The organism is Bradyrhizobium sp. USDA 4461 (genome assembly GCF_054055655.1).
Map to the genome: position 1 here is coordinate 1,371,559 of NZ_JBSRXM010000001.1, position 13,431 is coordinate 1,384,989.

A 13,431-nucleotide genomic window follows, 5' to 3' on the forward strand; every position below is an offset into this window, starting at 1 on the left:
GCTCATATTGCCATGATGAAGGGAGCGTCGCCCGGCGTATCTTAGCCGTTCGACGCTCTCTTCGCCCGACTCTTCCGCTATCGAAGAGGCTTCTGTCGCCCTGCAGCGATCTTCATTGTAGCACTGGGTGGAAATTAGCGGCTGACGCCAGGCTCCCGCGCCATTTCAACTGAAGGAGGGGTGAAGCTCAGCGCTTTCTTGCTACCATTTTCAATTGCGAGCTTCCGAAGTTCATAGGATGCTCGTTGGTTCCCCAACTGACCGGATGCAATGGCGCCCGTCAAAGCGGCTTTGGACTTCAGATCCTTCATCTCGATGGTAAGCCTAGGATCAGCTGTCAGCACGGTATCGGCATAACCTATTGCTCGCTTCGACAACTCGAAAGATTGAGCGAAGCCTTTGTTGGTCAGATTGATATGTGCGGCATTATTTAAGGCCCAAGCACGCTGCCTGTCGGTTACCTCTGAGAGGGTCGAGTAGAGCAACATGGCATTCACGCGATCGATTGGCTGATTTGTTTTGTCGTCCGCAAATTGTCTAATGTCGTCTTTTGGCGAAACGCCCAACTCGGCGACAACTTCATTTGCAATCTTTCCGAGGCTCGCGGCTTGTTCTGGCGACATGGTCGGATTTACGGGGGGTACATAGCGGAGCTGTTTGAACAGCTTCTTGGTCGCAGCCGCACCTCCCTCCTGCTCCAGGGCCTTTAACGCAAGGCCTGCATATATCTCATTGTGAAGCTGTTGCAGAAACATCGAAAATTCTTTGGCGCCCATTAGCCCTGCGTGGGGCTGACGATCGTAGGGTTGACCAGCTTTCAAATGAAATATGTCTGCAGAAATCCAATAAGGAACGGTTCCGTCCCCTTCACACTTGCCGGGAATAAAATCGCCTCGGTAGTCCGGCGCCGCAAATACGATCTTGCAGACCGTCTTTTGATCAAAGCCGGAGAAGTGCACAACTTTTCCCTCAAACGCCTTGTCTACGTCGTATCGCGCGACGTCACATAGAAACGTCTTTGCCTCACTCAACAATGAAGGTAGTTCGTTGGCGATAAAGCTTTCTCGCTCCTTTCCGGTGAGCTGCACCGGCCACCCAAGCAACTCCCACGACTTCGGTTCAAAGAGATCGATGTCTCCTAACACGTCATTTTCTGATCGGAACTCCAGGTCCGTTCGCCATGTCGGCTCTCTGACGCAGCTTGTCGTATTCACGATTGGTAGTAGCTGGTAGGCGCTGGGGTAACGAATGCCATAGGAATTCAGATTTCGGGATAGTGTCTTTATATCGACGGTCATGAGAGCGCGCCATATCGCGCTGTCATTATCCGGGTCGACATACAATGTTTGCCCTTGCGAAAAAGATAGGACAGCCTTCGGGGCACCATAGTTTGGCGTACCAGCAAACACGATCTTTTGGATGGGCATATAACTCGAGAATTTTGGTCCGGCCGCCGAGCACCCCTCGAGATCATAGCTATGTTCAAGCCAGTATTTGAGGATTAGCCCGCCCATACTATGCGCAAGAAAGACTACGGGGCGGTCCTTCGCAACGGCCTGCACCTCTGCGCTACAAAGCCAACTTGAAAAATCCCGAGCGCTTAGGACGTTCGATTGCCGCCAGTCATAAGCAAACCGGAGCACGTTCGTCCGAGTGCCCATGACGAAAGCCAACTCGCGGTACGCCTTACCATAGACGTCCATATCTAGCCCAAGCGGCAGATAAAACTTGTCCAGCACGTTAACGGTTACGGACTCGCCCTGGTTATATTTGAAAGCGGGATTGTCTCTCGCAAGGTCGGCGACAGTGAGCGTTCCCCAGAACGGCACATCCACACCACCCGCTTTCCTTGAGAGCCGTGAGCCAAGTATCCCCGGTATGAAAATGAAAACCGGGGTCGTCTTTTCGATCGCCCTGTCAATGACCGCGCGATCTGATGATTGCAGCGCTGTTACAGCCGCCTGACGATCAGCCATGGGAGGAGGTTGAATGCGAAACGCGACCGCATCAGCTCGCGCGTGTGTAGCGGGGTCCAACCCGATGATCGATAGAATCAGCAAAAGGCTCGCGAAAGTCTTTCCTAACGAACGCCAAACGCGAAAAAAATCCTTCATCTGCCCGCCCCCAAAATAATGAGCCGGCGAAATAAGCAATGCACATCAAGCCTCGCATTGCTCGCCAAGCTTGCAATCCGAACCCTACACCATCCAAGAGATGGCTGTAAGATCCTATTATGAAGTACTGCTCCTATCCGAAGCAGGGCAGCCGGGGGACCGTCGCTCCGAAAGCGATTATCTGACCTTATAAAGTAGCTTGGCTTTTGCCCGACATCGCTAATGCGGGTAAAAGCCCATCAGGTTAGAAGCGGAGTTGTCCCATACTCCCACCGCTAGTGCAGCCGGCGATCCACCGAGCGCCGTCCGCCTAGGTGTTGACCGCGCCTCCGGCAAATTGCCGGCTCAGAGCTGCGTCGTTTCACGATGTTCATGCGACGCGTATGCGCAGAGCCTCAAACGGAGTATCTGCCCCTAGGGCGACAACTGTCTTTCATCTTTCGCCACGTTGCTCTCGCCGGGGTCGAACTATTGCTAGATCGATACGTGGCAGCAGGAGTATCGCAAGCGCTAACAGCACTAGGAGAATTCCAGTGAGACGCCACGACGAGAACGTTTCTCCGAAGATCGCCCACGCGAAGAACGTACCGAATACCGGAACGAGAAACGCAAATGGCGCTACGGCGCTCGCCGAGTAGAGCCCAATCAGAAAGCCAAATAGGCCATAAGCAAAGATTGTCGAAATCAATCCTAGATACACTACCACACCCACTCCCCTGAGCGACACATTGTGTATCGAGCCAGCGATTGCGCTCCAGCCTTCGAACCACAAGGAGCATGCAAGCAAAGGTAAGGGTGGGACAATGCAAAGCCAGCATACCAAGGCGAGCATGTCCGGCGCACGGACTTTCTTGACCAAAATGTTTCCGATTGCCCAGTTTAATGAGGCCAAAAGGACCAGAACGAAGCCGATCAATGTTACGTCGCCTGTGCCCGTCACCACCGTTCCAGCAATAATGGCCAGACCGACGGCCGCGACTGCCAAGCTCACAGCCTGCTTGGCCCGAACAGTCTCACCGAGAAGAATCCCGGCAAACAGCACGGTTAAGAACGCTTGGGTTTGCATCACAATCGAAGCAAGTCCTGGCGGCATGCCGAGCGACATACCAACAAACAAGAATGCGAACTGGCCAAAAAACCATGTGGCACCAAGAGCGATGAATGACGCCAAGCTAATGGGCGGCCGAGGGAAGAAAACAATGGGCGTCGCAGCCAGTGCGAAGCGAGTTGATGCCAAGAACAGAGGTGGAAAACTGTCGAGGCCCCACCGGATGATGACAAAATTGAAGCCCCAGGCGGCTGCGACAAGTATTCCGAGAATTATGTGGAGCGGTTTCACGAGCTGCCTGCAGTTCCCGCGGATAGATCCGCGATTAGGCTTCACAAATAAGTACCGCCAAACCGGTGTAAATTCACTGCTGAGTATACCTCAGGCGGAGCGGCCAGCGTTCTCTGCCTGCTCAGACGCCGCTCAGCAACTGATCACGAACCGTCCATCGACGATTGAGAGATAGGCCCCTAACGCTACCTCCAGCGCGCAAGCTTCGATGCGTGCGCGACCTTGACGCCGAGCGGTGCGGCAGGGAGCGTTGTCGGCATCACCAGCAGCGCGCCGTAACCGAGCGCAAACGGCAATTCAAGCGCGGCGACGTTGGGAAAGCGCGCGGCGCCGGGCCAGCCGGCCAGCGCGCCGGGATCGAGTTCAGTACCGCGAGCACCGACCAGGTCGCGACCGCCTGATGCATTAACCGACCGTAGGAGGTCATCAACAGATTGGCGAACAGCCCGACGCCGACGCCCATCAGCGCCGACAGCGGGCCGACGCGTAACTAGTGGTCAACCAATCCGCCGTCGATATGTGGTCGCATGGAAACATGCCGGGTTATCGGAGAGCGTATCTGTTCAGCGTCGTGTAACACCGAAACCCCGAGTCCGGGCCTGTCGGATCGCAACATGTAACCGTCGCGCACAATAAGATCGCTGTCGACGACATTCGCGCCAAGCGCGGCATCTGACGTCTCAAAGACGAAATTTTCGAGACCCGTCGGATACTCCAAGATCCATACGCAAGGGCGACTAAAAGCAATGGCTGCACAAGCCGCTAGTCCTACCGGTGAAATTGGATTGTGCGGTGCCAATTGAACCTCATTGGCTTCCGCGATCGCAGCAACCTTCATAGCACCTGTTATTCCACCGCAAATCCCCAGAGACACTCTCGCATATGAAAGTGCGCGTCGTTCTATGGCCGCCTTGAACTGATAGATGCTATGAAACCGTTCACCAGTCGCTATTGGGACGGGCGAACGTTTGGCTACTTCGGCCATCGCGTCTACATCGTCAGGTTTGATCGGATCCTCAATCCATGCAGGAAGGTACTCTGAAACCCCTTGAGCGAAGCCAATCGCTTCCGCGGGAGTAAGTCGTCTATGCAGCTCGAGCAGCAAGTCGATGTCATTCCCGACCGCAGTGCGAACTTCGCGGACGGTGTCTAATCCCATACGAATCAGAGAAGTCCGGTGATGCACCAAAGGCCGATCTTCAGGCTCATCCAACAACGGATTTACGTGACCAATGGCTGTGAAACCGGCATCGATCTTAGAACGGGCATGGCTCGCGATACGCGATGACGTTTCCGCCGATGCATGCGCATAGACGCGGATCTTGTCGCGGACTTTTCCTCCCAGCAACTCATAAAGAGGCACACCGAGCGATTTTGCCTTAAGATCCCATAGCGCCATATCAATCGCCGAAATGGCTCCGCCAACAGCGCTGCCATTGTGGTGGGAAAACCTGTGCATGACTTGCCAATGCGCCTCGATCGTCCGCGGATCTTTCCCTTCGAGGTAGTGTGCGAATTTGAGGAGCGCAGCCTCGGATGCTTCGAGGTGCCCCCATGCACCGCTTTCGCCATAACCGGCCAAACCGTTCGAAGCTGAGATTTCACAAAATAGAAATTGCCCCACGCGGCGGGGCGCTACTCGCTCAATTTTCATTGCAGAAGCTCGTCATCTGAAGCGAAAGATACCCTCGAGAAACACGTGTTCATCCCACCGAGGGTAGACAGATCGGGCGACATCAACGATGTCTTCATCTGCTCGATGGCCGTCTTGCCCTTACCGGTCCACAGAGGGAGTGTTGGCGATCACTCTGTTACTCGCAATCAATTCTTGTACACTTGCGAGTTCAGTTACTGATCGCGCGTCACTTCAGTGGTTGTGCGTACGTGCATAGAACATCAGCCACTCGATACATCCTCCTCCTGCCCGCCGCCGCTCAATTAGTCGCAACAAGCATATGCGCTGCCTGATCGAGCGATCTCTCGTTCTCTCGCGGGTTGCATTCGGGCACCCGTATACTGGTACGTATAAAGACAGACCTCGTGCCGGTATGCATGGTCGGTTCGTAAATTCCTGCTGCAATCTGACCGCGCTCTGACGCTAGTAGCGAACCGCTCCGTTGATTTGGACGCTTCAAACTAAGCCTACTTTGCAGACTACCTCATTCGGCTCGGGTGGCGCTTCGTTGAGTCATGAAGTGCAGCTGAGCCTTGGCGTCGTCGCACTGTCCGCAATTGCTGCCAGCGTCCTATGGGTTCTGGCCATGGTCGCAACTATCATTTGCGATCGGCAGCGGAACGGGCTGCGCCGGCTATGATAGCGATCTGCTGTGCCGTCATCCCAATCGCTGCAGTACTTGGTCTGATCGCCAGTCGCCGCGTAACGGTCTTCTCGGCGGGTCTCATCGGATGCTCGATCGCTGTTGGCGAAGCGCTCGTCGGGCTTCTCCCTCAGAAGTTGGAGATGCTGCAATTGTGGAGCGAAACCCTGCAAGGGTCGTGGATAGCCTGGCAATCGGCGGCCGTCCTTGTCTGTGGATACTTCTTCTATGATGTTATTCGGAGAGGTGACGCCGGAGCGCCTGCACTCGCTACCAGAAAGCTATCCCACAGAGGTCTATGGTCTATCTGCTTCTTGCTCGGGCCCATCGCGGAGTCGGTAACTGGATTTGGGGTCGGCGCGATCATAGCTATGCCAGCGATCCTCGCTTTGGGAGTAACAGGATCCGATGCCGTGCTACTCGCGCTGTTTAGCCAGATCTTGGTGCCGTGGGGCGCTCTGTCGGTTGGGACCATTACGGCCGCCGCACTCTCGCACCAATCACCACAAGAGCTCGCGTTCGCTACAGCTATTCTGACAGCGCCTCTACTGGGCGGGTACTTATTGGTGTTTTGGAGCTTGGTCACATCGTCTGGGCGTCTCATATCGACCCGTCAAAAATTAGTGGACGTCGCTTGGACGGCCGCTCTTGGGGCAGCAATCGTACTTGGCGCACCATGCATTCCAGTCGAACTGGGCGTGATCGTTCCTGCCGGTCTCGTGCTCCTCACCCATTGGGGGTGTTATGAGCGCCCGCGCATCGCTCAAGCGTCCCTCCTCTTACGGCGACTAATGCCATATGCCACTGTCATTGCGCTTCTCATCATTACACGGTCAATGCCACCTATCAGATCTCTGCTCTCAGGCGCATTGGAATTCAAACCATTCCCAGAGCTCCCTTCTTTTGCTCCCTTGTACAATCCGAGCTTCTGGTTGCTCGTTGCAGGGACGGGAAACCTCGTTGCAATTGGTCGCTCTACCGAATGGTCTTCCGTCCTAACTGAAGCAGTAAAGAGAACTTGGCGGCCAATCGCTTCGATTACCCTCTTCGTCTGCCTGGCGCAGGTTCTCTCAGCCACTGGCGGCGCAGAACTTCTGGGCTCTTCCTTGAAGTCGTTGCTGGGAAGCCATGCTCAACTGGTGGCTCCCCTGATAGGGGGATTGGGCGGCTTTCTAGTCGGAAGCAATTCCGCCTCTACCGCAATGATGATGCCCGTCCAGGTCGCCCTTGGAGTACAGAATTCCCTCTGGCCCGCGGCAATTCAAAACGTTTCGGCCAGCAATTTCACTTTGTTGTCCCCTCCACGGATTGGCTTAGCTACGGCACTCGTACACAGCTCCCTATCCGAATCTGACGTCTATCGGAAAGCTTGGCCGGTAGCTCTGACGATGATCTCAATCCTGACCGCCGAGGCGGCCATCCTTATGTCGTGGAGCGGCGATGCGTTGTTCTGATTGCTCGGCCATGACTGTAGAGCTCGAAGGGTCAGGACAAATCCTGCCGGCGATTCGTAGCGTGTACACCAGTCGGTGTAATTCGACGACCTCATTCCCACATACGCTGACGTCAACCAGTGGCCAGAAACCTTAGCGAGCTTTCGCGACCATATCGGCCTCTTCGGCTTGAGATCTTGATCAATATAAATCCACGTCACGAGGTACCTGGCCATGACCATTGTGGGCCGATCTAACGACGAAGTGGTCCCGAGCAAGGCTGCCTTAAATGACGCTGTCGGCTCCGGCAACAAACTCCATTACGCGTGGATCATCGCCGCTGTCACTTTTGCGGTCCTGATGATCACCGGAGGCGTACGCGGAAGCTCTGGCCTTCTGATCGTGCCTCTAGAGACGGACTTTCAATGGACGAGGGCGTCGATCTCGCTCGCGGTAAGCGTCAATCTTTTCGCATATGGATTGATGGGTCCGTTCGCTGCAGCGTTGATGGAAACGTTTGGACTTACCAGGACCGTGTTAAGCGCGCTTTGTTGCGTCGGCTTAGGCGTCCTTCTAACGACTCAAGTGCAGCAGCCCTGGCAGCTTGTGGCCCTATGGGGTGTCATTGTAGGAGCCGGAACTGGAGTTACCGCCAATGTTCTGGCTGCAACCGTCGCGGCGCGTTGGTTCGAGGCCCGACGTGGGTTGGTAACAGGATTACTCGCAGCTGCCGCTGCAGCTGGTCAATTGCTGTTTCTGCCTTTGCTTGCCGAAATCGCCAACGTCGCGGGCTGGCGGTGGCTCTGTGGCATGATTGCGCTTGCTACCGTTATCTTAATCCCGCTAGTTGCTGTTCTCATGCGAGATCGCCCGCAGGACATTGCTCTTGCACCATATGGCGCCAAGCCGTCGGTATCATCAATCGTTACACGCACCGATGGCAATCCCATGCGTGTAGCGCTTCAGACACTATCCTGTTGTGCTCGCACGCGCGACTTTTGGCTTATCGCAGCTAGCATCTTTATTTGTGGCGCCTCGACACAAGGTTTGATCGGGACGCATCTTATCCCAGCCTGCGTCGATCACGGCATTCCAGAACTAGCTGCTGCAGGCCTATTGGGCGGAATGGCGATATTCAATTTCGTTGGCGCTACAGCGTCAGGCTGGTTGAGTGACCGATTTGATCCTCGCCTACTGCTCGCCTTCTACTATGGCACCCGCGGCGTCTCCCTAATCTATTTGCCGTACGGGTTCGATTCATTCTACGGTCTGTCCACGTTCGCCATTTTCTATGGGTTGGACTGGATCGCGACCATTCCAGCTACAATACGTTTGAGCACCGCGAGCTTCGGCACAGAACGCGGAACGATTGCATTTGGTTGGATCATGACGATCCACCAATTCGGCGGCGCACTTGCTGCATTGGTCGCAGGCATCGCGCGAATGGATCTCGGTACGTATTTACAATCTTTCTTGTTCGCAGGCTTGATGTGCTTCGCTGCCGCGATACTTGTCGCTTTTATTGGACGATCCCCGGCTGAACCGCTGCCAGCGGCAAATTATCCCTGATCACATCGCACTGCGCGGTACATGCGCAACTTGGAAGTATGAATTTGAATGAGCGCAATCGAATTTCCTCTGGCTCCTGGTCTTCTAAGGAACGCGGCGTTTTCGCAGGTAGTCGTCGCTTCTGGAAAGCGCACGGTCTATACGGCGGGTCAGGTTTCGATCGATGAGACTGGTGCGCTCATTGGACGCGGTGATCTCACTGCTCAAGCTACTCGCGCCATGACTAACGTGGGCCGAGCGCTTGCGGCCGCGGGAGCTCAGTACAAACACGTTGTCAAAACCGTCACATACGTGGTCGACTATCGGCCTGAGCATCGCATCATTATCGACATTGCGCGAAAACCATTTTTTGCCAACTTGACGCACCCACCCGCTAGTACGCTTGTCGGCGTAACTGCACTTGCGATGCCCGGATGGCTCGTAGAAATTGAAGCGATCGCCGTTATTGATTGAGGAGATCCGCTCGACGGATCTTCAACGAACAAAGTCTCCTCCGCGTGGTTGAGGGACTTTCCTACCTCTATTTCTGCTTGCGCGCCTCGCATTCTGATCGCGAGGCTCCCAGTCATGGTAAACGACTGTGCGAGAGAGCTTTGGGGCTGCTCAATAAGGGCATCGAACCCACACCCGGCCCACGGTTTTCCCTCGGTTACATGCGCACGAATTCGAAGGCTTCCGCCATGCGGTCGTTGCCCCAGAATAGCTCGTCGCCCGCTATGAATGTCGGAGCTCCGAAAATGCCCTTCTTGAAAGCGAGCTCAGTCTGCTCTCTCAATCGCGACTTTGTTTCCTCCGCCTTGGCAAGTTCGAGCAAATTCGCCGAAGGGAGCTTTAGTGCTTCGAGGACTTGCGAAACGACTGCCGGATCGTTGATATCTTGCGTCGTACCGTAGTTCAACTCCATGACGGATCGACAAAAGCTTGCCATCCAAGGCTCATCGGAACCGATGAGGGCGATCCGGAGAGGCAGCAAGCCGAGGCGAGGAAAGGTCGTCTGTTCAATCCACTTTAAGCCGTACTTCCTGCACTGCCGCTCGAGATCGTGCTGCGCGTAAGCGAGCTTCCGCTTGTGTGCCAGAAATGGGTTCTCCTTCAATCCCAATGCCTGGAACACTGGTCCGAGCAGAAATGGTTTCCAGGCAATGGACACACCGAACCGGGTCGCCTCGGATTCCATCCGCATCACGCTCAGGTAGCTGTACATGCTTCCAAATTCGAACCAGAACTCGACCCGTGGCTTTGTGTTCAATGTTGGCTCCCTCAAAGAGACTGCGTGGCCTGGACAATCACCCAACTACCCACTTGCTTTGCTTCCAATCAAGAGCGTGCACCGTAGCTTAGTATACGAGCCGGTGAAGTTCAGCTTGTGCAGGCATCGCTGCAATGAAGCGGAGATGATTATCGCGCTCGATAGCGACATCGCGAAGGCAAGTGAACATGTCTACGTCCCAGAGTCGTATGCTACCGCCACGCTTGCTGGTGACGGCAGCATCAAATTCGCACTCAACGCCGTACGATTCGTTCTTCTTTTACTCAGTACGTGGGCCTTCAAAGCGGTTCAGAGAGACAATGTATACCCGAGAGTGTATTGATCTCGGGTAGTTTCGAGCCTGACTTTCGGTTGATCATCTCTAGCCCGGGGAAGTCGCATGCGCCGAGTAATGCTTCTGGCTGCAATCGCTATTTGCGTCGTTGACCCCGGATCTGCTCAGGAACCAAAGGCAGTCGGGCTGCTCCAAGATGAGCTGCGAGCACACTTACCGAGCAAATGGGACCTGCACGTACGTTGGCGAGAACAAGACCAGCTACTCGCCAGCATAACGCCCTGACCCTATCAGGAAGCTTTTGAGCTCTGGTACGACCAGACACGTCTTTTCGAAACCCTGAGCCGCCTCTGCCCCAGGCAAGACAGGCAAGTTTGGCGGGAGTTAGCGCCCGATGAGGACATCGTTTTGGAGCCTACGGTTGGTGGAAAGAGCGGTGTAGAGGCAAGAGTGAGCTGCCGTAAAATCGGTCGCGGCACTCATTGAATCAGACGCAGTATACTTCCGGGTGTGTTTGTTGAACGTCAGGGCGGTGCTTAACGGGTACATCGGGGATGAAGACGCTGGCAGATTCTCTTGCGGGAACGATCCCTAACAGGAGCCGAAAGCTGCGAGGTTCATCGAGATGAGCGGCGAAACAGCTTATTCAATTCAAGATCACACCTATGACGTGGTCGTAGTTGGGGCCGGAGGCGCAGGCTTGCGCGCTGTCGTAGGTTGCAGCGAAGCCGGGTTACGAACCGCTTGCATCAGCAAAGTCTTCCCCACCCGCTCACACACGGTCGCGGCGCAGGGTGGGATTTCTGCGGCACTCGGCAATATGCACGACGACGACTGGCGTTGGCATATGTACGACACGGTTAAGGGCTCTGACTGGTTGGGAGACCAGGACGCTATTGAGTATTTGACGCGCAACGCACCTGAGGCAGTGTACGAGCTCGAACACTGGGGCGTGCCATTTTCCAGAACCAAAGATGGAAAAATCTACCAGCGCCCCTTCGGCGGAATGACCACCGACTACGGCAACGGACTGGCACAACGCACCTGCGCCGCCGCCGACCGCACCGGGCATGCGATGCTGCATACCATGTACGGCCAAGCGCAGCGGCACTCTGCAGAGTTCTTCATCGAATTCTTTGCCATCGATCTCATCATGGATGAAGAAGGGACCTGCCGGGGCGTCATCGCGCTCAAGCTTGACGACGGCACCCTGCACCGCTTTCAGGCTCAGATCACGATCTTGGCTACAGGCGGGTTCGGTCGAGTCTATGGCTCCTGCACGTCAGCTCATACGTGCACCGGCGATGGCGGCGGCATGGTGTTGCGCGCTGGGCTACCGCTGCAGGATATGGAATTTGTTCAGTTCCATCCAACCGGCATTTACGGTTCAGGTTGCCTGGTTACCGAAGGCGCACGTGGCGAAGGCGGGTATCTTGTCAACGCCGACGGCGAACGCTTCATGGAACGTTACGCGCCTTCAGCAAAGGATCTTGCATCTCGCGACGTCGTTTCGCGCGCCATGACGATCGAAATCCGAGAAGGTCGTGGCGTTGGCAAGAAGAACGATCACATTTTCCTGCATCTCGACCACCTCGAGCCCCAGGTCTTGGCGGAACGTCTTCCGGGCATCTCCGAATCCGTCAAAATCTTCGCCAACGTAGACGTTACTCGGGAGCCTATACCGATTATCCCGACGGCGCACTATACGATGGGCGGTATCCCGACAAACATTCATGGCGAGGTGCTCACGAAGCGCAATGGCGATGATGACGCCATTATTCCCGGACTGATGGCTCTGGGTGAAGCAGCCTGCGTATCCGTCCATGGCGCAAACCGGCTTGGCTCGAACTCCCTCATCGATCTGGTCGTGTTCGGTCGTGCTGCGGCATTGCGATGTGGCGATAAGCTGACGCCCGGCGCCAAACAACCGGATCTACCCACAAACTCGGCTGAGAAGGCCCTAAGCCGCCTCGATCGCTACCGCTTTTCTGCAGGGAGCACTGCGACTGCTGAACTGCGCGACAGCATGCAAAACGTCATGCAAAATAGCTGCGCCGTTTTCAGGACGGGTGAAATCCTGAACGAAGGTCAGGATCTGATTGCCAGGGTCTATGGCGGCTGTTCCGATACCGCGGTCTCAGATCGCTCGCTAGTGTGGAATTCTGACCTTATCGAAGCTCTAGAGTTTGAGAACTTAATCCTGCAAGCTGTCGTGACGATGAATTCGGCGGCTAACCGTACCGAAAGCCGTGGCGCACATGCGCGAGAAGACTTTCCCGATCGCGACGACAAGAACTGGATTAAACACAGCCTCGCCTGGATTAGCGACCGAGGCAAGATAGCGATCGATTATCGTCCGGTGCATAATTACACGATGACAAACGATGTGCAGTACATCCCTCCAAAGGCGCGAGTGTACTGATCTTGAGAAGCGCGCCCTCACTGCTGCCGGGAAGCGCACTTATCCGACTTGACGCGACGACGGATGGATCGAACGGCTGCACAATGACCGCAAGGCTATAGAATATTCGCTCACCCGCGTTGAGGTTCTGACGATGACGAACGAAGCAGTTGCTACTCAGCCAGAGCAATCACACAAAGACTATCAGGCAGAACGAGCACACAAAGACTTTCAAGCGAGCATCGAAAGCGGCCGCGCTGCTACGCAGGCGGCGATTCTTATCAACGGCGGCGCTGCCACAGCAATCCTCGCATTTCTGTCCAAGCAAGCGCCTCCGCCCCCGGACGTAGTGGCGTGGGCTTCAGTGTCTCTTCTAATCTACGCCTTCGGGGTGATCTTCAGTGCCGCTTCAATGTTTTGCTCAGCCTATTCATTAGGCTACTATGCGAGCTCGTGGCAAACCCAATTCTTTGCAAACGAGCCACAAGAGAAACTTCGTGCAGAACAGATAAGCGGTAAACAGTGGTTAAATGCCCACAGAGGTTTTACGTGGCTTAGTTTTATTTCTTTCCTATCGGCAAGTGGCTTTATCGCACGCAGCATCATAGTTTCTGGGATTACGAAGATTGGATCGATAAACAGCGTAACATTCGCAACCGCGGTCCTGAATTATCCAAAGAGTGCGGTCGGTTCATGAGTACTAGCGAACTGCA

General features: G+C 55.2%; 9 protein-coding genes and 1 pseudogene. 5 read left to right on the forward strand and 5 right to left on the reverse strand.

The features are described 5' to 3' along the window. Nucleotides 1–134 precede the first annotated feature (134 nt). The 4 genes and pseudogenes from ACVINW_RS06470 to ACVINW_RS06485 form a co-directional block, all read right to left on the reverse strand. Nucleotides 135–2,114, reverse strand: a complete 1,980-nt coding sequence (locus ACVINW_RS06470) for an esterase/lipase family protein (protein ID WP_456750528.1) — start codon at nucleotides 2,112–2,114, stop codon at nucleotides 135–137. Nucleotides 2,115–2,547: 433 nt separating this feature from the next. Beyond that, nucleotides 2,548–3,453 (reverse strand): EamA family transporter, encoded by a 906-nt coding sequence (locus ACVINW_RS06475; protein ID WP_456750529.1) that lies wholly within the window; start codon nucleotides 3,451–3,453, stop codon nucleotides 2,548–2,550. A 132-nt stretch (nucleotides 3,454–3,585) separates the two neighbouring features. Further along, a pseudogene (locus ACVINW_RS06480) lies at nucleotides 3,586–3,937 on the reverse strand (sulfite exporter TauE/SafE family protein); the annotation flags it as partial. Between the two features lie 6 nt (nucleotides 3,938–3,943). Then, complete coding sequence (locus ACVINW_RS06485) at nucleotides 3,944–5,107, reverse strand: mandelate racemase/muconate lactonizing enzyme family protein (protein ID WP_456750530.1); 1,164 nt, start codon at nucleotides 5,105–5,107, stop codon at nucleotides 3,944–3,946. Between the two features lie 657 nt (nucleotides 5,108–5,764). Between ACVINW_RS06485 and ACVINW_RS06490 the strand changes: the two genes are divergently transcribed. From ACVINW_RS06490 to ACVINW_RS06500, 3 genes are all read left to right on the forward strand, one after another. Continuing rightward, nucleotides 5,765–7,225, forward strand: coding sequence for an L-lactate permease (locus ACVINW_RS06490; RefSeq protein WP_456750531.1), 1,461 nt, complete (start codon nucleotides 5,765–5,767; stop codon nucleotides 7,223–7,225). Nucleotides 7,226–7,438: 213 nt separating this feature from the next. Further along, nucleotides 7,439–8,773 (forward strand): MFS transporter, encoded by a 1,335-nt coding sequence (locus tag ACVINW_RS06495; protein WP_456750532.1) that lies wholly within the window; start codon nucleotides 7,439–7,441, stop codon nucleotides 8,771–8,773. A gap of 48 nt (nucleotides 8,774–8,821) precedes the next feature. Beyond that, on the forward strand, nucleotides 8,822–9,226 hold the full coding sequence (locus ACVINW_RS06500; protein ID WP_456750533.1) for a RidA family protein: 405 nt from the start codon (nucleotides 8,822–8,824) through the stop codon (nucleotides 9,224–9,226). Nucleotides 9,227–9,422: 196 nt separating this feature from the next. Here the strand turns inward: ACVINW_RS06500 and ACVINW_RS06505 are convergent, their stop codons facing one another. Next, nucleotides 9,423–10,067, reverse strand: a complete 645-nt coding sequence (locus ACVINW_RS06505) for a DsbA family protein (RefSeq protein WP_456750534.1) — start codon at nucleotides 10,065–10,067, stop codon at nucleotides 9,423–9,425. An 875-nt stretch (nucleotides 10,068–10,942) separates the two neighbouring features. Between ACVINW_RS06505 and sdhA the strand changes: the two genes are divergently transcribed. Next, nucleotides 10,943–12,739: a succinate dehydrogenase flavoprotein subunit gene (gene sdhA, locus ACVINW_RS06510; RefSeq protein WP_456750535.1), complete on the forward strand. Its 1,797-nt coding sequence runs from the start codon at nucleotides 10,943–10,945 to the stop codon at nucleotides 12,737–12,739. 133 nt (nucleotides 12,740–12,872) lie between these two features. Then, the gene (locus tag ACVINW_RS06515) at nucleotides 12,873–13,415 is read left to right on the forward strand and encodes a hypothetical protein (RefSeq protein ID WP_456750536.1); all 543 of its coding nucleotides are present in this window, start codon (nucleotides 12,873–12,875) and stop codon (nucleotides 13,413–13,415) included. The last annotated feature ends 16 nt before the right edge of the window (nucleotides 13,416–13,431 follow it).

Excerpts from the sequence above, each read along its gene's own strand:
- ACVINW_RS06515 (WP_456750536.1), top strand. The coding sequence starts at position 12,873 with ATGACGAACGAAGCAGTTGCTACTCAGCCAGAGCAATCACACAAAGAC.
- ACVINW_RS06500 (WP_456750533.1), top strand. The coding sequence starts at position 8,822 with ATGAGCGCAATCGAATTTCCTCTGGCTCCTGGTCTTCTAAGGAACGCG.
- sdhA (WP_456750535.1), top strand. The coding sequence starts at position 10,943 with ATGAGCGGCGAAACAGCTTATTCAATTCAAGATCACACCTATGACGTG.
- ACVINW_RS06470 (WP_456750528.1), bottom strand. The coding sequence starts at position 2,114 with ATGAAGGATTTTTTTCGCGTTTGGCGTTCGTTAGGAAAGACTTTCGCG.
- ACVINW_RS06490 (WP_456750531.1), top strand. The coding sequence starts at position 5,765 with ATGATAGCGATCTGCTGTGCCGTCATCCCAATCGCTGCAGTACTTGGT.
- ACVINW_RS06495 (WP_456750532.1), top strand. The coding sequence starts at position 7,439 with ATGACCATTGTGGGCCGATCTAACGACGAAGTGGTCCCGAGCAAGGCT.
- ACVINW_RS06485 (WP_456750530.1), bottom strand. The coding sequence starts at position 5,107 with ATGAAAATTGAGCGAGTAGCGCCCCGCCGCGTGGGGCAATTTCTATTT.